This is a genomic window from Bradyrhizobium sp. HKCCYLS2038 (genome assembly GCF_051167655.1).
Classification (GTDB): Bacteria; Pseudomonadota; Alphaproteobacteria; order Rhizobiales; family Xanthobacteraceae; genus Bradyrhizobium.
Window position 1 is genome coordinate 279,075 of the sequence record NZ_JBNPTM010000006.1, and the last position, 21,305, is coordinate 300,379.

Here is a 21,305-nt window from a genome sequence, read left to right on the forward strand (position 1 = left end):
AGCCTGTTAAGACGCTTTCTCAGGAGCAGCCCCTCTGTGAACAATCTCCGCTCGACCCTCGCCATCGTCTGGCGGATCGCCATTCCCTACTTCCGCTCCGAGGACAAGCTCGCCGGCCGCTCCCTGCTCGCAGCCGTGATTGCGATCGAGCTGTCGCTGGTCGCGATCCAGGTCCTGGTGAACCAGTGGCAGAATCGGTTCTTCAACGCGCTGCAGCAGTACGACTGGGACAGCTTCATCTGGGAAATCGGCGTGTTCGCCGGGCTCGCGACCGTGTTCATCGTGCTCTCGATCTACCAGCTGTATCTCAACCAATGGCTGCAGATCCGCTGGCGGCGCTGGATGACCGACGTCTATCTGCGCCGGTGGCTGAGCAACGCCACGCATTACCGCATGCAGCTGAAGGGCGACATCGCCGACAACCCGGACCAGCGCATCGCCGATGACGTGCAGATGTTCATCGACAAGACGCTCAACATCACCGTCGGCCTGCTCAGCTCGATCGTGACGCTGGCATCGTTCATGGTCGTGCTCTGGGCGCTGTCGAACGAGGCGCCGCTGCAGATATTCGGAACGCAGATCGCGATCCCCGGCTATCTGGTGTGGATTGCGCTGGTCTACGCCATCTTCGGCACCGTCCTGACGCACTGGATCGGCTCGCCGCTGGTGAACCTCAATTTCGAGCAGCAGCGTTTCGAGGCCGATTTCCGCTTCAACCTGGTGCGGGTCCGCGAGAGCTCGGAACAGATCGCGCTGCTGCGGGGTGAAGGCGCTGAACAGGGCCATCTCGGCACGAGGTTCGGCCGCGTGGTCCAGAACTGGTACCACATCATGAGCCGGACCAAGCGGCTCACCGCCTTCACCGCCAGTTACTCGCAGGCCGCGGTGATCTTCCCGTATGTTCTGGTTGCCCCCGCCTACTTCGCCAAGTCGATCCAGATGGGCGGCATTATGCAGACCGCCTCGGCGTTCTCGCAGGTCCAGGGCGCGCTGTCGTTCTTCGTGACGACCTACCGCACCCTGGCCGACTGGCGCTCGACAGTTGCCCGACTGGACGGCTTCGACATGTCGATCGAGAGCGCCGAGCATCTGTCCGGCGAGCCGCAGACCATCGACGTCGTCGATCATGCCGGCGACAACATCGATCTCGCCCAGCTGCTGCTCAAGCTGCCGAACGGCCTGCCTCTGATCGCCGCCGACGGGTTCAGCATCAGCAATGGCCAGAGCACCCTGCTCACCGGTCCCTCCGGCGCCGGCAAGTCGACGCTGTTCCGGGCCATCGCCGGGGTCTGGCCGTTCGGCAGCGGCGCGATCAAGGTGCCGTCGCATGCCAAGCTGATGATGCTGCCGCAACGGCCGTACTTCCCGATCGGCGCGCTCAAGGCGGCCATTCTCTATCCGGCCGCGGCGGATGCCTTCAGTGCCGAGCAGGTCAAGGACGCGCTGGTCGCGGTGGGCCTGCCGCAACTGGCCGATCGGCTCGACGAGGACGGCCATTGGAACCGGATGCTCTCGCTCGGCGAGCAGCAGCGGCTGGGGATCGCCCGGGCGCTGCTCCATGGCCCGCAATATCTGTTCCTGGACGAGGCCACTGCGTCGCTGGACGAGCCGAGCGAGGCCAGGCTCTATCAGGTCATCGCCGAGCGCCTGCCGCAGACCACGGTGGTCTCGATCGGCCACCGCTCAACCCTGCACGACTTCCACGACCGCAAGGTCGAGCTGACCCGCGACGGCGACCGCTTCACGCTGCGGCCGACCGGACAGGCCGCGGCGGCGGATGCCACGGCAGGCGGGGCGGAGTAAGGCAGTCAAGACTTGGCAGCCGCATCAGGCGCCGCGATCTCGATCTCACCCTCCCCTGGAGGGGGAGGGTGACAGCGGGGCTGAGCTCCGAGCTGCGTGTGCCGGCTCGGGACCGCACGAGACCACCATTATCCGACTCCGTGGAATCGGATGATGCTCTCGGCAAAGAGAGCGGAAATGCAGAAGGGCGGCAGATTGCTCTGCCGCCCTTTGCTTTGGAGATTTCGATCCGCCTTGCGACGATTACTTCAGGTTGGTCATCGCGGTCAGGTCGAAGGAGAGCTTGGCGATGCCGGTCGCGCCGCACCACTTCGAGCCGACACCGGTCGGGTTGATCGGCGAGAAGCTGCCATTCGCGACGGCGGTGTAGTCGCTGGTGAAGGCGTTGCAGTTGGCCTTCGACAGGTTGGTGTCGGAGTAGCGCAGGTCGAGGGTCATGACCTTGTAGGTGAAGCCGACGCCGATGTTCCAGGTGTTGTAGTCGGCGTACTTGATGCCGTTAGGGAACGGTCCGCCGCCGGTCGGGCTGGCAATCGCCGTGCCGTAGAACGAGTCGGAGGTGCCGAGCCACTGACGGCCGAACTCACCCGACACATACATGCCGACGCCGCTGGAGCCGAAGATCGTGCTCGGCGCGGTCCACTTGCCGGTGACCGAGGCGTAGTTACCCCAGGCGCCGGAGTGCAGGAAGCTCGGAGTGTAGAACTCGGTGATGCCGAACTGCCAGTTGTCGTTCACCGTGTAGTTCATCTTGCCGAAGACTTCGAAGAACGACAGGTCCTTCTTGATCACGTTGCCGTTGAGCAGCGCGTTCGCGGCGCACTCGGCGCTCAGCGGCTGGCCAGCCGGATCGAAGGCAGCGCCGGCGTAGCAGGTGCCGCCCGGATACAGATAGCCCCACACGCCGATGTCGAAGGCGAAGGCGCCGAAGGTCGGGCGGATACCGCCGTAGACGTCGATCTCGGCCGCGGCGCGGTTCGGGAACGAGATGCTCTCGCCGGCGACGCCGACGTAGAACTGCAGGTCCTTGTTGACGTTGAAGCGCGGCTCGAAATAGGCCGCGACCGACGGCTTGTGGTTCGACTGGGTGATGCCGCGGAACACGTAGTCGTTCATGATGGCGGCGCCGAACGCGATGTCCCAGGGATCGAACGCCACAGGCGGCGGCGCCTTCACGGCCTTCAAAGCCATATCAGCAGCCGAAGCCGATCCCGAAAACATTGCCAGCGCCGTTGCCAACAAAGCCCACTTTTTCATGACGATCCCCATAACCCTATTTCAAAGAGCCTGCCCCGACTTCGGCCCCCCAGGGCACATCGCGACAGGCTGCGTCATCCAGACGCAATTTGTGCCAGGGTCTCGCCGCAGGTGAAGCAAAAAAGCGCGTCATCTGCCGCCTTTTTGGGCGATCAGGCAATTCTACGGCAGGTTGTCAGCAGCTGTTGCATTTGAACAACAAATTTACGTGTCGCAGCGGCTTGTCAGGGGGCGGTTCGGCTGTCCCGAAGCGCCGGGAACAGCGTTTTCGCAGCGGAAAAGCGCTGAAATCCGAGGCAGGATTCGCACGGACGTGGAATTTGCGGGGGATCGACTCCGCGGCACGCTGGGCACCGCTGATTCCCTTGGACGACCACCGCAGCGGGACGGACCGCACCAACGAACAAGGCCGCAGCATCGAGGCTGCGGCCCTGTCGAATGGATCGGTCAAACAGGCTGTCACATCGATCGCTCAAGGCGATGAGACGCCGCTGATTCGGTCGAGGCCCGGATTGATCCCGAGCAATCAGCTCTCGGACGAGGTCGCCTCGTCGCCGTGCTCCTCGGCTGCGCTCGGCGTCGCCCAGCTGGTCTCGGCAGCCGTCTCGGCTTCGTTGACATGCGGGGTCTCGACCAGCGGCGCCATCTTGGGAGCGCGCTTCTTGGCCGCCTTCTTCTTCGGCGCAGCCGGAGCCTTTGCAGCAGCCTTTGCAGCGGGAGCCTTGGCAGCCGGCGCCTTCGCCGCCGACTTGGCGGCCTTCTTCGCAGCGGCCTTCTTGGCAGGTGCCTTTGCGGCCTTCTTGGCCGCCTTCTTCACGGTCTTCTTCGCCTTCTTGGCGGGAGCCTTCGCAGCCTTCTTCGCCGCCTTCTTGGCAGATTTCTTTGCGGCCTTCTTGGCGGCCTTCTTCGCCGACTTCTTAGCCGACCCCTTGGTCGACTTGGCTTGCGCCATCACCTTGCTCTTGTCCTTCTTGTCGTCCTTGGCCGTCTTGTCTTTCGCCATCAGAAACCCTCCAGTTGCCGCCGATGATGTCCCCGGCGGGACGGGCCGGCAGTCCGCACGCGCCCATCCGTCAAATCATTCCTGGCCGCGGACCACCCGTCGCCCAGTCGAGAAGCTCAACGGTGTGCACGACGGGGGTGGTGGTGCCGCTGGCAATCTGCATCATGCAGCCGATATTGCCTGCCGCGATCACATTCGGCTTGACGGTCGCGATGTTGGCGACCTTGCGATCGCGCAGCTTCATCGCGAGGTCAGGCTGGAGAATGTTGTAGGTCCCCGCCGAACCGCAACACAAATGACTCTCCGGTATATCTTTCACCACGAATCCGAAGTTGGAAAGCAATTCTTTCGGAAGGCTCGTGATTTTCTGCCCATGTTGCAGCGAGCAGGCGGAGTGATAGGCGACGACCATGTCGGCTTGCGCCGCCTTCGGCTGCAGATTCAGGCCCGCAACGTACTCGCTGATGTCCTTCGCCATCGCCGAAATGGCGGCCGCAGGTGCTGCATATTGCGGGTCTTCGCGCAGCATGTGACCATAGTCCTTGATGACGGTGCCGCAGCCCGACGTGGTCACCAGGATCGCATCGAGCCCGCCGCGATTCGCCTCGCGGCCCCATGCATCGACATTGGCGCGAGCGCGCGACAGCGCGTCCTGGTCCTGCCCCATGTGATGGGTCAGCGCACCGCAGCATTGTTCGTCCTGCACCAGCACCACCTCGACGCCGTGCCGCGTCAGCAAATTGATCGCAGCCTGGTTGATGCGCGGCGCCAGCACCTGCTGGGCGCAGCCCTGCAGCAGCGCGACCCGGCCGCGCCGTGCGCCCTGCGCCGCAAACAGCGAGCCGCCCGTGGGTCCCGGCGCCGGCAAGGCCGCGGGCGCGAGCTCCAGCATCGCCCTGACGCGGCGCAACAGGCCGGGCGACGGCCCTGATGCAGCGGAGGTCGACGGCAGCAGCGCCTTCAGGGGACGGCCGAGCCGGGCCAGCGTCATGGCGAGGCGAAACTCACGCGGCCGCGGCAGCACGAAGGCCAGCACGGCGCGCAGCAGCCGGTCGGTCAGCGGGCGCTGATAGGTCTGCTCGATTCGCACCCGCGCCTGGTCGACGAGGTGCATGTAGTGCACGCCCGAGGGGCAGGTCGTCATGCAGGACAGGCAGGAGAGGCAGCGGTCGATGTGCTTGACGACATCCGATGTCGGCGCCTGGTCCTTCTCCAGCATCTGCTTGATCAGGTAGATGCGGCCGCGCGGGCTGTCGAGCTCGTCGCCGAGCAGCACATAGGTCGGACAGGTCGCGGTGCAGAAGCCGCAATGAACGCAGGCGCGCAGGATCTTGTCGGCGACCGCGATGTCGGGATCGGCGAGCTGCGCCAGGGTGAATTCGGTCTTCATGATGACGCAACGCTCCGACGCATCCGGCCGCGGTTGAAAATGGCCCTGGGATCGAAGGACACGCGCACCCGCTCCTCCAGGGCGGCGACGCCCGGCGCCTGCGGATGAAACACGTCGACCACGTGGCGCATCTCGTCCCAGGCCCGCAGCAGGGTCGCGTGGCCGCCGACGGCATCGACCTGCTTGCGCACGACGCTCGCGGATGCGTCGGGCTGCGGCGGCAGCGCCGCCCAGATCAGGCCGCCGCCCCAGTCGTAGATCACCTCGCCGCCAGTCTGGCGCGTCAGCGCCTGCCCGATCGCTCCGCCCGAGACCGGCGGACAGACGATCCGCCACACCGGCCAGGCGCCGAGCGGCCCGTTGGCCGCGAACGGCATGATGTCCCGGACCGCGCTCCACACCTTGGCGGAGGCGTCATCCTCGATGATGTCAACCGTGCCGAATGTCGAAAGCTGCTTGGCGAGAGACGCCGCGCGATGCGCGGCAGAGGCCGTGATGCCCTCGAGCCTGATCACCGTGACCGCCTCGCGCGGCGAGCCGAGCCCGTCGACCTCGGGGCGCAGCGACGAGGCCGGCAGATGGGCGGCGCCCGACACGTCGAACGGCGAGCCCAGCGCCGCCGTCATCGCCCGGTTGGCCCTGATGTCATCGAGCCCGCGCAGCACCAGCGTGCGCTCCGCCTCCGGCCGCGGCATCACCTTCAGGGTCGCCTCGGTCATCACCGCCAGCGTGCCCCAGGAGCCCGCCAGGAGCTTGCAGAGATCGTAGCCGGTGACGTTCTTGACCACCTTGCCGCCGGTCTTGAAGCTCTCGCCGAAGCCGGACACGGCATGCGCCCCGAGCAGATGGTCACGCACCCCGCCGGCGCGGATGCGGCGCGGCCCGGCCAGTCCGGCCGCGATCATGCCGCCGACCGTCCCCCGCCCCGAGGTCCCCAGCAGCGGCCCGGTGTCCAAGGGCTCGAACGCGAATTGCTGGCTCTTCGAATCGATCAGCGACAAGAGGTCGCCGAGCGGCGCCCCGGCCTGCGCGGTCACGATGAGCTCGTTCGGCTCATAGGACACGACCGCATTCAGCGCCGACAGGTCGAGCACGGCATTGGTCGCCGTCAACTGCCCGATCCGCCGCTTCGACCCATGCCCGATGATGTCGAGCGGCTGCTCGCTCGCGATCGCCGAGCGAACCACCTCCTCGACATCGCCTGCATTGCGTACTTTGAGGGCGTCCACCACTGCTGCCTTTGTTGATGATGCCGATGGACGAGCGAAGGCGCGGCCACCGGCGTTGGAGCCTTTCTAAAGCGTTGCGGGCGGGACACAAGGGCGGGCGGGACTGCCCCCGCGGGAGCGATCTGCATCGCACTCCGCCCGCAGCAGTTCCATCGCATCGAGCGCCGCCGAAACAGGCCGAGCCGTTCCCCCATCGCGCCCATCAGGCGCGGTGCGCCCCCTCTCCCCGTCCTTCACGGGGAGAGGGTCGGGGTGAGGGGCAGCCGCACGGGAAGTAGGAGTGGAGAGACCCGTACCGCCTCACCCGGCCTGCACACTTGATGCAACCCGATCTCTTCTTCCCGCGATCTGTCTCAATCCGTAGGGCGGTTGCCGAAGCGTACCCCGCCGACCTCTCGCGACACAGGGCGGATTGCGCCTTCGGCCAATCCGCCCTACGCGCTGAAAAAGCTTGCGTCGCGTCGCACCGTGTGGCGATGGACCAGCGGACAAATTCTTGAGCAACGCCTCAATCTACGATTCTAAACGACGCCGGAAACACAGCGCCTTTCGTTGGGCGATTTTGCTATGCTGTCTTGTGATGCACACACCAGGGCGCTTGAATATGCCACCGTCAATTCCTGCTGCGCTCGCAATTCTGATCCTTTGGTCGACAACCGCTCTCAGCGGCTTTGATGAAGGTGTGTCGGACTATCGATCTGGAAACTATGCCGGCGCCTTCAAGGAGTGGAGCGGTGCGGCCGAACAGGGCGATCTTGACGCCCAATATAATCTTGGGTGCCTCTATCTTCGCGGCGAAGGCGTCGCGGAGAACAAGGCCCTGGCGGATGAGTGGCTCCAGCGGGCGGCTGATCAGGGCGACGTCGACGCTGCAACCTGGCTGCTGCTTTCAAAGCAAATAACAGATGAGGGCAGAAAGAAGTTCTTTGCGATGAAGATGAAGCCTACGACCAGGTTTCGTCTCACGTTCGTTGCCCAGCTCAGCAATGGACAGCTACACCGGCGCCCCTGTTCAACTGACGCGACCGACGGAGCCAAGATCCAATTCAACCTTGGTCAAATGTACGAGACGGGAGTTGCGGGTTTCCCGCAAGATGATCGACAGGCGGCCGAGTGGTATCGCCGCGCCGCCGAGCGAAATTACACGGATGCTCAAAACATGCTTGCACACATGTATGCCCGTGGGCACGGAGTTGAAAAAGACGAGATCAAAGCCGTACGTTTATTCCGCCAGGCAGCCGAACAAGGCAACGCCAATGCTCAACATAGCCTTGGCATCATGTACGCAACTGGTTCTTTTGGTTATCGAAAGGATCTGACCTTGGCCTACGTGCTTGTTGGCCATGCAGCTGCTGACGGAAACAAATTCGCCACCAACGACTTTCAAAGAATAAGAGCGCTCCTCTCGCCGGACCAATTAACTGAAGGGCATCAGCTCGCTCAAAAATGGCAGAAGGACCTGAAGTGGATTCCAGAATTGACCGAACGCATGGGGCCTTCGCCCTAAATTGATAGAGCCAGTCCGCAGGGCGCGGTTAGCGAAGCGTAACCCACCGGCGCTCGATGCACAGGGCGAATTACGCCTTCGGCAATCCGGACTACGCACTGCTATGTCTTTAGCCCACGCCCGTCAGTTCGGATCCATGGAGATCCAACCATCTCTCTTTCTGCTTCCCAGTAGACTGGCAGGTCTGCAATTTCGTGAAGAGTTTGATCAAGGTCGAGGAGTGCGCCGATGCTGACATGGTACGGCTCGCTAGAACTAGAATCGGAATGATCAGCTCCACCGCAAGTGAATTGCCAATCAGGTCCATCTGGACGCCCAACCAGCTTTATGGGTCGCTCTCGTCGAAACACGTGTCCGCAACAATATGCAGCAAGTCGTCGCTCATGGAATCTCGCTACTTTTTCCATCTCGATGGCCTGCCCTCAGAACTCATTCTTGGAGTCGGAGTCTACCCAGCTCCATCGGACTCGTAAATCAAGCGCCTTGATGCTGCACCGCCCGTGCGGCTGCCCCTCACCCCGACCCTCTCCCCGTGAAGAACGTGGAGAGGGAGCGCACCGTGCGCTTCCCCGGAAAACTCATTCTGGGAACAATTTCAACGCGAACGGCCAGCGCGCCCCGGATGCAAACTTTTCTCTTTCGCTTTTCCGGAAATCATGTATAACTCCCCCCATCCCACCCCGTCGAGAGGGGCGTACGCGCGGTCGTCACGATACGTGGGGTGGGGATGCGGTGGCCGTGTCGGGTCGCAGCGTGGCTTTGGCCGCGCCGACGAACGATCGCGATGCGGACGTGAAGTCGTGTGGGTCTGGCCTCCCGGTGCTGAGGCCAAGTCGGCGAGGATGCTTCAGGGCACGGCGTCGATGACGGGGACAAGAACGCCGATCCCCGGGGCGAGCACGTATAAGCGTTAAGACTGCCGCGCAGGGAATGCCGGATGTTCGGCTGAACCTGTGGTACCTGCCGCCTGCATTTTTTTCGCAGGCGGGCCATGGGTGAGGCCTTCACCCGGCATTCCCTGCGCCCTCTCGATGGTTTGGAGGGCGGTGTCGATTGAATAATCCGGGCGCGATGCGCCGCGGGGATGCGGACGTGTGTCTAAGATCATGGGGATGGGAGGAAGATTCTCTCCGTCGTCATTCCGGGGCGTGCGCAGCACGAGCCCGGAATCCATACTCCCGAACGGATGTTGGTGGAGCGAGATGGAGCGGCTGGCCTGCCCCACACACCGGCCTGTGGTTATGGATTCCGGGCTCGCCCTGCGGGCGCCCCGGAATGACGTGGGGAGAGAGCGTTGGATGTATCGATCACCCGACGTGTGTCTGCAGGACAAAGTGGATGCGATGCGGACGACTCTCTCATTGCGAGCGGAGCGACTTGTCCGCCGTAGCTCGAAGAGCGAAGGCGGAAGCAATCCAGGGTCCCGCCCACGACTCTGGATTGCTTCGCTTCGCTCGCAATGACGTGGAGAGGCCTGTGGCCTTTTCAGAACCGCGGCAGATCCGGAAACGCCAGTTTGCCCGCATGCACGTGCATCCGCCCGAGCTCCGCGCAGCGGTGCAGCGTCGGGAACACCTTGCCCGGATTGAGCAGGCCCTGGCTGTCGAAGGCGCACTTCACGCGCTGCTGCTGGTTGAGGTCGATCTCGGTGAACATGTCCGGCATCAGGTCGCGCTTCTCGATGCCGACGCCGTGCTCGCCGGTCAGCACGCCGCCGAGTTCGACGCAGCAGCGCAGGATGTCGGCGCCGAAGGCTTCGGCGCGCTCCATCTCGCCGGGCTTGTTGGCATCGTAGAGGATCAGCGGATGCAGGTTGCCGTCGCCGGCATGGAACACGTTGGCACAGCCGAGCTGATACTTTTCCGACAGCTCGCGGATGCGCGCCAGCGCCTTTGGCAGCGCGCCGCGCGGGATGGTGCCGTCCATGCAGAGATAGTCCGGAGAGATGCGGCCGACGGCGGGGAACGCCGCCTTGCGGCCGGCCCAGAACAGATTGCGCTCGGCCTCCGAGGTCGAGATCCGGCAGGTGGTCGAGCCGCAGCCATTGGCAATGGTTTCGACGCGGCCGATCAGTTCGTCGACCTCGACGCCGGGGCCGTCGAGCTCGATGATCAGGAGCGCCTCGACGTCGAGCGGATAGCCGGCATGGACGAAGGCCTCGGCGGCGTGGATCGCGGGCTTGTCCATCATCTCCATGCCGCCGGGGATGATGCCGGCGCCGATGATGCGCGCGACGCATTCGCCGGCGGCCTCGACTTGCGCGAAGCCGACCATCAGCGCGCGCGCCGTCTCCGGCTTCTGCAGGATGCGCACGGTGACCTCGGTGACGACGCCGAGCAGGCCTTCCGATCCGGTGATCAGGCCCATCAGATCATAGCCGGCGTTCTCGGCGCACTTGCCTCCGATACGCAACACCTCACCGTTCATCAGCACGAGCTCGCAGCCGAGCACGTTGTTGGTGGTCATGCCGTATTTGAGGCAGTGCACGCCGCCGGAATTCTCCGCGACGTTGCCGCCGATCGAGCAGGCGATCTGCGACGACGGATCGGGTGCGTAGTAGAAGCCGGCATGCGCGACGGCTTGGCTGATGGCGAGGTTGGTGACCCCCGGCTCGGTGACGACGACGCGGTTGTCGAAGTCGATCTCGCGGATGCGCTTGAACTTGCCGAGCCCGAGCAGCACGCCATCCGCCAGCGGCAGCGCGCCGCCGGACAGCGACGTGCCGGAGCCGCGCGGAACCACCTTGATGCCTTGCCCGTGGCAATATTTCAGCACTTGCGACACCTGCGCGGTGGTCTCGGGCAGCACCACGACCATCGGCGGCTGGCGATAGGCCATCAACCCGTCGGACTCGTAAGGCAGCATCTCGGCGGCGCTGTCGATGACGCCCTCCCCCGGCACGATCGCGCGCAATGCAGCAACGATCTCGCCGCGGCGCGCCAGCACCGCCTGATCGGCTTCCGGCATCATGATGGCCATTGCAAGCGTCTCCTGAAGTCGATTTCCGCCGCCATATCAATCACAACAGCGGCGCTTTGGGTAGGCGGACAAGGCCGGTTCGCTGTTTGTCGCCGCACAAATATCTCGTCAATTGTACTGAACCCAATCGGGACGGGCGACTTGTGTGAGCGCGGAGGTCATGCCACAAACCTGCGCACGATTTTTGTCTCGAAACCCCAGAGCCTGATCCATGAAGAAACTGACTTTGACCACGTTCATCATTGTCGCCTCGTCGTCGCTGGCCTCGGCCGCGCTGGCCCAGGACGCCGCCGCCGGCAAGACCTCCTTCAACAAGTGCCTGCCCTGCCATGCGATCGGCGAAGGTGCGAAGAACAAGGTCGGCCCGGAACTGAACGGCCTCGACGGCCGCAAGTCGGGCACCGTGGCGGACTACAATTATTCGGACGCGAACAAGAACTCGGGCATCACCTGGAACGAGGCCGTGTTCAAGGAATACATCAAGGACCCGAAGGCCAAGATCCCGGGCACCAAGATGACCTTCGCCGGCATCAAGAACGAAACCGAGATCAACAACCTCTGGGCGTATGTCTCGTCGTTCGACAAGGACGGCAAGCAGAAGCAGTAAGCCGCCGCCGGCTGCACGGCGGCCTGCTCAGACTTGCGAAAGCCCCGGCAGCGGGGCTTTCTTCATTTTCAGGGCTCGACGGCCTCGGCCGGTGCGAGCTCAGCGACGATGCGGTCGACCTCGCTGGCCACCAGCTCCGGGACCGCGTTCTGGACCATGTGCCCGAGATCGGGCAGCACGACCAGGCGGGCCTGCGGCACCACCTGAGCCAGCGGGCGGGCATGGATGTTCGTGGACACGGTCTTGTCGGCATCGCCCGCCACGATGGTCACGGGGATCTTGATCTCGCCATAGCGCGGCGCCTGCTCGGTCACGGCCTGCTTCAGGGTGACGAGATCGCGGGCATTGGCGATGAATTCGCTGGGGCGCAGCAGCAGCGGCGTCGCCGAGGCATCGACAAAATCGTCCGGCATCGCCTGCGGCGCGAACACGCCGCGCGCCCCCGGGCCCATCAAGGCGAGGCCGAGCGGCAGGGTGATGGTGTGGGCCAGCAGCGGCCCGAGCACGGGGGTCGCGACGGCCGCGTTGTACTGCCCGACCCCGCCTGGCCAGGGATAGGCGACCGGCGCCAGCAGGACGAGGCCCGCCACCCGGTCGGGAAAGTCGAGCGCCATGCGCAGCCCGAGCGCGCCGCTCCAGGAATGCACGACCAGGATCACGGGACCGGTCCCGTGCCGGTCGAGCGCCTCGTTCAGCATGCGCGCCTGGGCGGCCGGAGTGGAATCGTCGGCGCGCTCGCGCGGGCTCCAGCCGTGGCCGGGACGGTCCACCAGCAGCACCCGATGCCGTTCCGCCAGGAGATCGCCGAGCGGCCGGCGCATCGCCTCCAGGTTCGAGCTGGCGCCATGAATCAGCAGCAGCGGCGGGCCTTGCCGGTCGCGGGGACCGATATCCACAAGATTGATGCTCGCGCCATTGACATCGATGGCCTGCCCGCGGGCCGGGTACCGGCGCTCGATTACCGCGGCGCCGGTTTGGGTCAGCACCGCCAGGAGGGCCAGAGTGCCCACCACAAACATTGAAATCATTGGGAGTTTTCTGCCTGTCACACGGACAGTTACGGCATGGATCGGCAGGAGTTGCAAATCCAGCCGGCGTGTCTGGCCGTTTCGCCTTGAAATCCTGTCATCACCGCGTCGTCGGCCATTTTATAACCATGGTCGGGACTTTTCCTCGCAATTGGCTGATGACCGTGAATTACTTGCGGTCAGGTCGTTGCGCAGACGACGCACGATGACCGGCCCCGCGTTTAGTTTGGTGTTTTGGGAGGGGGTTACCAATGAGTATTCGTTCGAGCGAGACAGCCATCGACGAGATCGTCGCGAGCTGCAATGGCGACCTCCGCGGCGCGCTGAAGGCCCTGCTGCTGGTCAACGAGCATCTCGAGGCCGAGATCGCGCAGCTGTATGCCGCAGCCGCGCAGTACGGCCTGCCGGACCGCCGCAGCACCGCGTTCCACTGAGCGGCCCGACCGGCGGCTTCCGCCGATCAGTCCTCGGCCGTCAGATCCTTGTTCGGGCATGCGTTGATCGTCGAGCGCGCCAGCTTGGCGTCGTCCTTCGACTTGAACGGACCCGAGGCAAACCAGATGTCCCCGATGATGACGGGATTGCTGGTCACGATCTCGCACCGATCGGTGGCGCGGTTGCCGACCACCCAGAACAGATCGTCCGCCCAGGCGGCCGTCGCCGTCACTCCCAGCCCTGTCGCTCCGATCAGCGCTGCCGTCAGCAGTGCACGCTTCATTGCGTCGTCTCCTGGCTTGCTATCCTGCACCCAAACGGCAGCTGGGAGCACGCGGTTCTGCCGGCAAGGACCGCCGTCGCAACATGGTTAATCAGACGTAAAGGCTCAGATGTCGCGCCCTTCGACCTTTTCGGTCAGGGTTTTGACCAGCTCGGGCACCTTGTCGAGGTGCGGATTGACGTCGAGCGCCTTGCGGAACGCATCCAGCGCCCGCTTCTCCTCGCCGAGGTCCTGCATGATCATGCCGAGACCGGCGAGCGCGCCGAAGTGCCGCGGCTCGCGCAGCAGCACCTGCTGGATGTCGGCGAGCGACCGGCCATAGTCGTTCTGGAGGTAGTAGATGGTCGCCCGGCGGTTCCAGGCCTCGACATAGTCGGGCCGGAGCTTGATGACCGAATCGAGCAGCTTGAGCGCCACCTCGTTCTGCCGCGCATCCATGGCGGCTTTCGAGCGCGACATCAGCAGGGCGACGGTGTCGCTCGGGGTCTGCATCCAGATCGCCCAGATCCGCGCCTCGACATGCTTGGCGCTGACCTCGTCGGGCGCGGCCTTGAGCGCACCGAACAGGAAATCCAGGCCTTTGGTCTTGTCGGCACCAACCTTCGGCAGCTTCGACGGCGCCTCGGGCGGCTTCGGCTTGACGCCGGACCGCGGTTCACCCTGCGCGAACGCGAGGTGCGGCAGGGACACGACGGCGGTGGCGAGCAGGATTGCCCGGAAGAAGCGCTTGGCCATGCGGCAAGTGTAGCCGCAGTCCGCGCGTCCTGCAAAGCAGCACGCGCGTCAAAGACCCGTGAGCGGAGCGGCTTGGGACCCGCGCGTCGATCAGCCCTGGGTCGATCAGCCCGGGGGCGATCAGGCTTGGGTCGATCAGCCTTGGCGGGCCTTGAAGCGGCGCTGGACCTTGTTGATCACGTAGACGCGGCCCTTGCGGCGGACCAGGCGGTTGGCACGGTGACGGCCACGGAGCGACTTCAGCGAGTTACGGACCTTCATGGGACATCCTGATACGTTGAAAGGCCGTGTTGGACAGGCCGGAAGTGGCAAATAGAAAGGGAGTTCCGCAAGCGACCGAGCCGCCCGGATTGGCCGGTTTCTAACCACCGACCCGGCAGATGTCAACGATTGTGGCGCCGGCTTCAACAGAGCCCGGCGTCCGAGGGGTAACAGAGGAAACTCGGCCATCGGCCCAATTGGCGATTGCCAAATTCGTTATATGGTATAATCAATTTTGCAAAGCCAAGAGACCTAAGGCCAAGAACCAACCGCCGGGAACGCCCATGCCCAAGCTCGCTCTGCCCAAGATCGACGACGTCGTCGCCATCGACATCCATACCCATGCCGAGGAGCCGTGCGGCATGCATGCGGATGACGGCTACGACGATTTCCAGGCCCAGATGGCCGAGTATTTCAAGTCGCCGCACAAGCACCCGCCGACCGTGCCGGAGACCGCGGCCTACTACCGCTCCAAGAACATCGCGGCCGTGATCTTCCCGGTCGACGCCGAGCGCGAGACCGGCTTCCGCCGCTACAAGAACGAGGAGATGCTGGAGATCGCTTCCGAGCATCTCGATGTGCTGATCCCATTCGTCTCGATCGATCCGCACAAGGGCAAGCTCGGCGTGCGCGAGGCACGCAGGCTGATGGAGGAGTATGGCGTCCGCGGCTTCAAGTTCCACCCGACCATGCAGGGCTTCTACGCCAACGACCGCCTCGCCTATCCGCTGTACGAAGCCATCAACGATGGCGGCGCGATCGCGCTGTTCCACACCGGCCAGACCGGCGTCGGCTCGGGCATGCCGGGCGGCATGGGGATGCGGCTGAAATACTCCAACCCGATGTACATGGACGACGTCGCGGCCGATTTCCCGGACCTCAAGATCATCCTCGCGCACCCCTCCTTCCCCTGGCAGGAGGAGGCGCTGTCGGTGGCGACCCACAAGCCGAACGTCTACATCGACCTCTCCGGCTGGTCGCCGAAATATTTCCCGCCGATCCTGGTGCGCTACATCAACTCGATCCTGCAGGACAAGATGCTGTTCGGCTCGGACTGGCCGGTCATCACGCCGGACCGTTGGTTGGCGGATTTCGCCAAGCTCGACATCCGCGACGAGATCCGCCCGAAGGTGCTGAAGGCCAACGCGCGTAAGCTGCTCGGGATCTGAGATCGTTCGAGGATCGTGCCGTCATCCGCGGGCGCGGTGCCATCGGCCATCGCGCCTGGTTTGAAAGGTAGGTTGTCGCCGTGCCGTTCAAAGCCGTGATCTTCGACGCCTATGGCACGCTGTACGACATCCAGTCGGTGGCGGCGGTCACCGAGCAGGCCTTTCCGGGCCGTGGCGACATCATCACGCAGGTCTGGCGCATCAAGCAGCTCGAATACACCTGGCTGCGCTCGCTGATGCAGCGCTACGAGGACTTTGCGGTCGTCACCCGCGACTCGCTGATCTACACGCTTCGCGCACTCGGGCTGCAGGCCGACATGGCCACTCTGGATCGCATCGTTGCCAAGTACCTCGATCTCGATCCCTACCCCGACGCGCGGGCGGCGCTCGCGGCGATGAAGGATCATCAGCTCGCGATCCTCTCCAACGGCAGCCCCGCGATGCTCGACGGCCTGGTCAGGGCCAGCGGCTTCGATGCTCTGCTGGATGCAGTCATCAGCGTCGATGCGCGCAAGATCTTCAAGCCGAGTCCCCAGGCGTATGCTTTGATCCAGGAGACCCTCGGCCTTGCTCCGGCCGACGTGCTGTTCGTCTCCTCCAACCCCTGGGACGTCTGCGGCGCCAAGGCGTTCGGCCTGAATGTCGCGTGGATCGAGCGCGTCACGCCGGAGGCGATGGCGGCGGCGTTTGTCAGCACGGACCTGGTCGCGCCGCTCACCCTATTCAAGGCGCTACGGACCCAGATGGACGAGTTGGGTTTTGCGCCCGATTATCGTATTGCTGCACTCTCCGAATTGACTGAGATCGTCACCACGCATGAGCCTTGAAACCGTCCGCGCCTTTTTTGCCGCGAAAGCTCCCGACATCGATGTCCTCGTCTCCAGCCAGAGCTCCGCAACCGTGGCGCTCGCGGCGGAGGCGTATGGCGTCGAGCCCGCCCGCATTGCCAAGACGCTGTCGCTGCGCGTCGGCGAGCGCGTCATCCTGATCGTTGCCGCCGGCCATGCGCGGATGGACAACAAGAAGGTCAAGGCGCAGTTCGGCGGCAAGCCGAAGATGCTCGGGCTCGACGAGGTCGCCGACATCACCGGCCATGAGGTCGGCGGCGTCTGTCCGTTCGGACTGAAGGCGCCGCTGCCGGTGTATTGCGACGTCTCGCTGAAGGCCTTCGACATCGTCGTGCCCGCGGCGGGCTCGACCCACAGCGCGGTGAAGATCACGCCGGAGCGGATGGCCGAGCTGACATCGGCCGAATGGGTCGACGTCTGCGAGGTGAGCCAATAGCAGCTACTCGACCCTGCCGATCCGCTTCACGGCGGCAATCAGGCGCGCGCTGTCGGCTTGCATGAACTGGGTGAACTCCGGCGCGTCCTGATAGGCCACGACACTGCCGACGGCCGCGAGCGGCTTCACCACCTCCGGGCTCGCCGCCGCCCTGGCCATCGCCTCGCGAAGCCGCCTCATCACGCTCGGAGGCAGCGCCTGCTGGCCGAACAGGCCCGCCCAGATGTACATCTCGACATCCTTGTAGCCGAGCTCGATGAAGGTCGGCACGTCGGGAAAGCTCGGCACGCGCGCCGCGCCCCAGTTGGCCAGCACCCGCAGCCGGCCGTCATCGACCTGCGGTTTCAGCGTGCCCGGAGCCGCCGCGAGCGCCTGCACGGTCCCGCCGAGCAGCGCCGTCAGCGCCGGGCCGGCCCCGCGGAACGGGACGTGGAGCAGCTTGATGCCGGCACTCGAGGTAAACATCTCCATGGCCACGTGCAGCGTGCCATACGGCCCCGAGGAGCCGTAGGGAATTTCGCCGGGACGCTTGCGCGCATCGTCGATCAGATCCTGCAGCGTCCGCCACGGCGCCGAGGCCGGCACCGCCAGCAGGGTCGGATCCGCGAGCACGCGCGCGATCGGCGCGAACTGCGTCACTTCGTAAGCCACGGGACGATCGAACAGCCGGTCGGCCTCAGGCAGCACCGCGAGCGACGACAGCGTCATCAGCAACGTGTAGCCGTCCGGCGCCGCACGTGCGGCCTGTGCATTGCCGACCGAGCCCCCGCCTCCGCCAGCGCGGTTGTCGACGATCACCGGTCTGCCGAGGATCTGCTCGAGCGCCGCTGCGACGGGGCGCGCGGCGAGATCGGCCTGGCCGCCGGCCGGAAATGGCACGATCATCGTGATGTTGCGGGTGGGATAAGCTTCCTCGGCGGAGGCGAGCGTCGTCAGCGGACCTTGAAGAAGCGGCAGAGCGGCAGCGGTCCGCAGGAACCGGCGGCGATTCATCGGCAGCTCTCCCCTTGGCACAGGTCTTCTTTGTGGAGGAGCCTAGCGCGAACCGCGGCATGCGGGCAAAGCAACATTTCATCGCGCGTGCTTCGCCACTGAGTTGCACTGCGTCCAGAGAGTTCGGCGCGATCACCGCTTCTTTCCCTTCGCGAGTTCCTTCACCAGAAACTCCGAGAGCACCTCGACGCGCGCGGGCCGCGGGCCGCCGGGCGGCAGCACCAGATGCATCGCGCCTTCCGGCTGGCTCCACCCTTTGAGCACCACCTCGACCTCGCCTGAGGCAATCGCGTCGGCGACGATGAAATCCGGCAGGTCGGCGATCCCCAGGCCTGCGAGCACCGCCGGCAACAGCGCCTCGCCATTGTTGACGCGCAGCTGTCCGGCGGGACGTACACTCGCCTGCTCGCCGGCCGCGTTGGTGTAGTGCCAGACGCCGGCGGTGGAGAGATAGGCGTATCCGAAGCATTTGTGCTCGGCGAGATGCATCGGATGCGTCGGCCGCCCGTGGCGCTTCAGATAGGACGGCGCCGCCACGGTGTAGCGCGGCATCGCGCAGAGCCGGCGCGCGACCAGCGACGAATCCGGCAGCCGGGCGATGCGCAGCGCGAGATCAAAGCCCTCACCGATCAGGTCGACGGTGGCGTCGCTCATGTGCAGGTCGATCGAGACCTCCGGATATTGCTCCAGGAACGCCGGCAGCAGCGGCGCGATCTTCTTGACGCCGAAGGTCATCGGCACGGCGAAGCGCACCAGGCCACGTGGCGTCAGCGACTGCGCCAGCGCCTCGGTCTCCGCCGCCTCGCCGTCGGCGAGCAGTTGGGCGGCGCGCTCGGAGAGGCGCTGGCCGGCGTCGGTCAGCGCCAGCCGCCGCGAGGTGCGGTTGAACAGCCGCGTGCCCAGGCGCTCCTCCAGCCGGCTGACGGCCTTCGAGACTGACGCCTTGGAGAGGCTCAGCTCCTGCGCTGCCCCGGCAAAGGAGCGCAGCTCGACGACCTTGGCGAAGATCGCCATCGCCTCGAAATCCGGAAGTCGGGCCATCGGCTCAAATCTCGATTTTGGAAACAATAGGTTTCAATAGTTTCTATTTATATACTCCGGCCGCTCCCTTATTCCAATGCCCAACAGCACGGCGGCTCCAGCCGCCCGTTGCAGCATCAGGAGCAGACCCATGATCGAACTGAAGCCCTTTGCGGCGCTGGGCGGCGCCGACCACGGCTGGCTCAAGGCCAAGCACCATTTCTCGTTCGCGAGCTATTACGACCCCAGGAACATGGGCCACGGCGCCCTGCGCGTCTGGAACGACGACGAGATCGCGCCGAACACCGGCTTCCCGCCGCACCCGCATCAGAACATGGAGATCATCACCTATGTCCGCGAAGGCGCGATCAGCCATCAGGACAGCCTCGGCAACAAGGGCCGCACCGAGGCCGGCGACGTGCAGGTGATGAGCGCGGGCAGCGGCATCCGCCACTCCGAGTACAATCTCGAGCCGACCACGACGCGGATCTTCCAGATCTGGATCGAGCCGACCACCGACGGCGGCCAGCCGACCTGGGGCGCCAAGCCGTTCCCGAAATCGGATCGCTCCGGCAAGCTCGTGACGCTGGCGAGCGGCTTTGCCGATGACACCGACGCGCTGCCGATCCGTGCCAAGGCGCGCGTGCTCGGCACCACGCTGAAGGCCGGCGAGACCGCCGAGTACGCGGCCGACAAGGCCCGCCACATCTATCTCGTACCCGCCGCCGGCAGCGTCGAAGTCAACGGCGTCCGTGTGAACGCCCGTGACGGCGCCGCCATCCGCGACGAGGCGACGCTCAAGATCACCGCGCTCGAAGATTCCGAACTGGTGCTGGTCGACGCTGCGTAACCCGTTCCGCTCCCCCTCATCCCCACGGAGACTGCCATGACCAAGGTTCTCGTCCTCTACTACTCTGCCTACGGCCACATCGAAGCGATGGCCAATGCTGTCGCCGAAGGCGCCCGCGAGGCCGGCGCCACCGTCGACATTAAGCGCGTGCCGGAGCTCGTGCCCGCCGACGTCGCCAAGGCGTCCTACTACAAGCTCGACCAGGCCGCGCCGATCGCCAAGATCGAGGAGCTCGCGGATTACGATGCGATCATCGTCGGCACCGGCACCCGCTTCGGCCGCATGGCCTCGCAGATGGCCAACTTCCTCGATCAGGCCGGCGGCCTGTGGGCCAAGGGTGCGCTGAACGGCAAGGTCGGCGGCGCCTTCACCGCGACCGCGACCCAGCACGGCGGCCAGGAAGTGACGCTGTTCTCGATCATCACCAACCTGCTGCACTTCGGCATGACCATCGTCGGCCTCAACTACGGCTTCGCCGGCCAGATGAAGCTCGACGAGGTCACCGGCGGCTCGCCCTACGGTGCCACGACCATCACCGGCGGCGACGGCAGCCGCCAGCCGAGCGAGAACGAGCTGGCGGGGGCGCGCTATCAGGGCCGCGCGATCGCCGAGACCGCAAAGAAGCTGCATGGCTGATGCGACTGGGGCGGCACTCCTGTCTCGGAAGTGCCGCCCCATGTCGTTGGAAGAATGTAAAGGAGTCCGCAATGCCCGCCATGCTCGAACTGGTGACGCTGGCCCGGCTGGCCCGCCATCCTCTGCAGATGATGGCGCGCCACTGGTACTGCAAGAGCCTCTACCGCGCGAGCCGCGGCCAGCGCCGCTGCCCGGAATGCGCAGCCGCGACAGCGGCGAAGTCCGTTACAGCGGCTTGATCTGCACCTTCTTGAACTTCACGATCCCGGAGCCGTATTGCAGGGCGATCGGGCCGGCCGCGTGTTTGCTGTCGTCGACATCGGCGGTCTTCTCGCCATTGAGGATCACGGTCAGCCGCGTGCCCTTGGCGGTGATCTCGTAGGTATTCCACTTGCCGCCGGCCTTCGGCATCGGATCGACCTTGGATACGTCGACGATCGCGCCGGTGCCGTATTTCGGGTCGGGCCGCTTGTCGAAGATGTTGACCTCGTAGCAGATGTTGGAATCGATCTTCGCCGCCTGGTCGCAGCGGATGAAGATGCCGCTGTTGGCGGCGTCGTCGACCCAGAACTCGGCCTTGATCTGGAAATCCTTGTAGCTGGTCTTGGTGACCAGATAGGACGGATCCTTGCCGTCGAGCTTGTCGGCCATCAGGGTGCCGTCCTTGGCCTCCCAATTGGCCTTGCCCACCTCGGTGAACTCGACCTTCTTGTCGCCGTCGACCAGGGTGACCCAGCCGTCATCGGCCGACGCCGCCCCGATCCCATTCAACGCCGCGCCTGTCATCACCAATCCGGCCGCGAGCACACCCCAGCGATAACGCATCGAAACTCCTC

Annotated in this window: 22 protein-coding genes; 10 read left to right on the forward strand and 12 right to left on the reverse strand. The window is 64.9% G+C overall.

Going from position 1 to position 21,305, the window contains the following annotated elements:
* The first annotated feature begins 36 nt into the window (after positions 1-36).
* Positions 37-1,803: an ABC transporter ATP-binding protein/permease gene (locus ACQR1I_RS26480; RefSeq protein ID WP_434869335.1), complete on the forward strand. Its 1,767-nt coding sequence runs from the start codon at positions 37-39 to the stop codon at positions 1,801-1,803.
* Positions 1,804-2,046: 243 nt separating this feature from the next.
* On the opposite strand, the gene ACQR1I_RS26485 is transcribed toward ACQR1I_RS26480, so the two are convergent.
* From ACQR1I_RS26485 to ACQR1I_RS26500, 4 genes are all read right to left on the reverse strand, one after another.
* Positions 2,047-3,060 (reverse strand): TorF family putative porin, encoded by a 1,014-nt coding sequence (locus tag ACQR1I_RS26485; RefSeq protein ID WP_434869334.1) that lies wholly within the window; start codon positions 3,058-3,060, stop codon positions 2,047-2,049.
* Between the two features lie 526 nt (positions 3,061-3,586).
* Positions 3,587-4,063, reverse strand: a complete 477-nt coding sequence (locus ACQR1I_RS26490; protein WP_434869333.1) for a hypothetical protein — start codon at positions 4,061-4,063, stop codon at positions 3,587-3,589.
* A gap of 70 nt (positions 4,064-4,133) precedes the next feature.
* Positions 4,134-5,453, reverse strand: coding sequence for a glycolate oxidase subunit GlcF (gene glcF, locus ACQR1I_RS26495; RefSeq protein ID WP_434869332.1), 1,320 nt, complete (start codon positions 5,451-5,453; stop codon positions 4,134-4,136).
* Positions 5,450-6,682 carry an FAD-binding protein gene (locus ACQR1I_RS26500; RefSeq protein ID WP_434869331.1) on the reverse strand — a complete coding sequence of 411 codons (1,233 nt, stop codon included), beginning with the start codon at positions 6,680-6,682 and terminating at the stop codon, positions 5,450-5,452. Before ACQR1I_RS26500 ends, glcF begins: the two co-directional genes overlap by 4 nt.
* Positions 6,683-7,178: 496 nt before the next feature.
* On the opposite strand from ACQR1I_RS26500, the gene ACQR1I_RS26505 reads away from it, so the two are divergent.
* Entirely contained in the window at positions 7,179-8,189 is a 1,011-nt protein-coding gene (locus tag ACQR1I_RS26505) for a tetratricopeptide repeat protein (RefSeq protein WP_434869330.1), read from the forward strand.
* 1,485 nt (positions 8,190-9,674) lie between these two features.
* Here ACQR1I_RS26505 and ACQR1I_RS26510 read toward each other — a convergent pair.
* Positions 9,675-11,168, reverse strand: a complete 1,494-nt coding sequence (locus tag ACQR1I_RS26510; protein WP_434869323.1) for an FAD-linked oxidase C-terminal domain-containing protein — start codon at positions 11,166-11,168, stop codon at positions 9,675-9,677.
* Between the two features lie 211 nt (positions 11,169-11,379).
* Between ACQR1I_RS26510 and cycA the strand changes: the two genes are divergently transcribed.
* Complete coding sequence (cycA, locus tag ACQR1I_RS26515; protein WP_434869322.1) at positions 11,380-11,775, forward strand: cytochrome c-550 CycA; 396 nt, start codon at positions 11,380-11,382, stop codon at positions 11,773-11,775.
* A gap of 68 nt (positions 11,776-11,843) precedes the next feature.
* Here the strand turns inward: cycA and ACQR1I_RS26520 are convergent, their stop codons facing one another.
* Positions 11,844-12,803, reverse strand: a complete 960-nt coding sequence (locus ACQR1I_RS26520) for an alpha/beta fold hydrolase (RefSeq protein ID WP_434869321.1) — start codon at positions 12,801-12,803, stop codon at positions 11,844-11,846.
* Positions 12,804-13,054: 251 nt separating this feature from the next.
* Here ACQR1I_RS26520 and ACQR1I_RS26525 point away from each other — a divergent pair, with 251 nt between their 5' ends.
* Positions 13,055-13,237, forward strand: coding sequence for a hypothetical protein (locus ACQR1I_RS26525; protein ID WP_434869320.1), 183 nt, complete (start codon positions 13,055-13,057; stop codon positions 13,235-13,237).
* Positions 13,238-13,263: 26 nt separating this feature from the next.
* Here ACQR1I_RS26525 and ACQR1I_RS26530 read toward each other — a convergent pair whose 3' ends face one another.
* The 3 genes from ACQR1I_RS26530 to ykgO form a co-directional block, all read right to left on the reverse strand.
* On the reverse strand, positions 13,264-13,521 hold the full coding sequence (locus tag ACQR1I_RS26530; RefSeq protein ID WP_434869319.1) for a hypothetical protein: 258 nt from the start codon (positions 13,519-13,521) through the stop codon (positions 13,264-13,266).
* 105 nt (positions 13,522-13,626) lie between these two features.
* Positions 13,627-14,256, reverse strand: a complete 630-nt coding sequence (locus ACQR1I_RS26535) for a tetratricopeptide repeat protein (RefSeq protein ID WP_434869318.1) — start codon at positions 14,254-14,256, stop codon at positions 13,627-13,629.
* A gap of 135 nt (positions 14,257-14,391) precedes the next feature.
* Entirely contained in the window at positions 14,392-14,517 is a 126-nt protein-coding gene (gene ykgO, locus ACQR1I_RS26540) for a type B 50S ribosomal protein L36 (protein ID WP_006611362.1), read from the reverse strand.
* A 284-nt stretch (positions 14,518-14,801) separates the two neighbouring features.
* On the opposite strand from ykgO, the gene ACQR1I_RS26545 reads away from it, so the two are divergent.
* From ACQR1I_RS26545 to ACQR1I_RS26555, 3 genes are all read left to right on the forward strand, one after another.
* Positions 14,802-15,686: an amidohydrolase family protein gene (locus tag ACQR1I_RS26545; RefSeq protein ID WP_434869317.1), complete on the forward strand. Its 885-nt coding sequence runs from the start codon at positions 14,802-14,804 to the stop codon at positions 15,684-15,686.
* 80 nt (positions 15,687-15,766) lie between these two features.
* Positions 15,767-16,513 (forward strand): haloacid dehalogenase type II, encoded by a 747-nt coding sequence (locus tag ACQR1I_RS26550; protein WP_434869316.1) that lies wholly within the window; start codon positions 15,767-15,769, stop codon positions 16,511-16,513.
* On the forward strand, positions 16,503-16,970 hold the full coding sequence (locus ACQR1I_RS26555) for a YbaK/EbsC family protein (protein ID WP_434869315.1): 468 nt from the start codon (positions 16,503-16,505) through the stop codon (positions 16,968-16,970). The genes ACQR1I_RS26550 and ACQR1I_RS26555 overlap by 11 nt, the downstream gene beginning before the upstream one ends.
* Before the next feature lie 3 nt (positions 16,971-16,973).
* On the opposite strand, the gene ACQR1I_RS26560 is transcribed toward ACQR1I_RS26555, so the two are convergent.
* Together ACQR1I_RS26560 and ACQR1I_RS26565 are read right to left on the reverse strand one after the other, a co-directional pair.
* Positions 16,974-17,963, reverse strand: coding sequence for a tripartite tricarboxylate transporter substrate binding protein (locus tag ACQR1I_RS26560; RefSeq protein ID WP_434869314.1), 990 nt, complete (start codon positions 17,961-17,963; stop codon positions 16,974-16,976).
* A 132-nt stretch (positions 17,964-18,095) separates the two neighbouring features.
* Complete coding sequence (locus ACQR1I_RS26565; protein WP_434869313.1) at positions 18,096-19,004, reverse strand: LysR family transcriptional regulator; 909 nt, start codon at positions 19,002-19,004, stop codon at positions 18,096-18,098.
* A gap of 130 nt (positions 19,005-19,134) precedes the next feature.
* On the opposite strand from ACQR1I_RS26565, the gene ACQR1I_RS26570 reads away from it, so the two are divergent.
* The 3 genes from ACQR1I_RS26570 to ACQR1I_RS26580 all read left to right on the forward strand — a co-directional run bounded on the left by ACQR1I_RS26570 (position 19,135) and on the right by ACQR1I_RS26580 (position 20,708).
* Entirely contained in the window at positions 19,135-19,833 is a 699-nt protein-coding gene (locus ACQR1I_RS26570; RefSeq protein WP_434869312.1) for a pirin family protein, read from the forward strand.
* 36 nt (positions 19,834-19,869) lie between these two features.
* Complete coding sequence (gene wrbA, locus ACQR1I_RS26575; RefSeq protein ID WP_434869311.1) at positions 19,870-20,469, forward strand: NAD(P)H:quinone oxidoreductase; 600 nt, start codon at positions 19,870-19,872, stop codon at positions 20,467-20,469.
* Between the two features lie 71 nt (positions 20,470-20,540).
* Positions 20,541-20,708 (forward strand): hypothetical protein, encoded by a 168-nt coding sequence (locus ACQR1I_RS26580; RefSeq protein WP_434869310.1) that lies wholly within the window; start codon positions 20,541-20,543, stop codon positions 20,706-20,708.
* Here ACQR1I_RS26580 and ACQR1I_RS26585 read toward each other — a convergent pair.
* Positions 20,695-21,294 carry a 3-keto-disaccharide hydrolase gene (locus tag ACQR1I_RS26585; protein WP_434869309.1) on the reverse strand — a complete coding sequence of 200 codons (600 nt, stop codon included), beginning with the start codon at positions 21,292-21,294 and terminating at the stop codon, positions 20,695-20,697. The genes ACQR1I_RS26580 and ACQR1I_RS26585 overlap by 14 nt on opposite strands.
* Between the last annotated feature and the right edge of the window lie 11 nt (positions 21,295-21,305).